This window comes from Paenibacillus sp. 05T425 (genome assembly GCF_056396205.1).
The window spans coordinates 1-413 of the sequence record NZ_JBFTLA010000135.1 but is presented as its reverse complement, the minus strand read 5'-3'; the positions used below and the strand labels follow the sequence as shown (position 1 = coordinate 413).

At 54.7% G+C, this 413-nt stretch carries 1 protein-coding gene; it reads right to left on the bottom strand.

All coding sequences use genetic code 11. The features are described 5' to 3' along the window. Positions 1-7: 7 nt before the first annotated feature. The gene (locus tag AC1DF0_RS32455; RefSeq protein ID WP_477577714.1) at positions 8-157 is read right to left on the bottom strand and encodes a hypothetical protein; all 150 of its coding nucleotides are present in this window, start codon (positions 155-157) and stop codon (positions 8-10) included. Positions 158-413 lie beyond the last annotated feature (256 nt).

The window sequence follows — 413 nt, the reverse complement described above, 5'->3', positions numbered from 1 at the left end:
GACGGGCTCAGCGCTTGAAGGCCGACGGCTGTTGCTGCGCGATCTCGACGGGAGCATCGGTCTTGTTGGCCCACAGGCTTTGGGCGTAGCCGGTGGTCACGACGCACAAACCGAACAAAATAACCAATATCCATAATAAATCCGGTTTGCGTTTCATCGATTGCCCCCCTCAAGGCACATCAACACGATGACAGCAGCGGTTTCCGTTTGTAGGCCGTGCAGCAGCGTCAAGCTAAGAAGGCCGGCATTTTGCGACAACGTGAACCGACACGCAAACGCTGGCGTCAACCGACTGTCGGTTTGTCATAAAATTGCCTGACCACTTGTCCACCCACCTCGCAAGGAGCAAAACCATGGCTTATTGGCTGATGAAATCCGAGCCCGACGAACTCTCCATCAAAGACCTGGAGAAG

What these genes read in the sequence shown, in the direction of transcription:
- AC1DF0_RS32455 (WP_477577714.1), bottom strand. Translation starts at nt 157, where the DNA reads ATGAAACGCAAACCGGATTTATTATGGATATTGGTTATTTTGTTCGGT.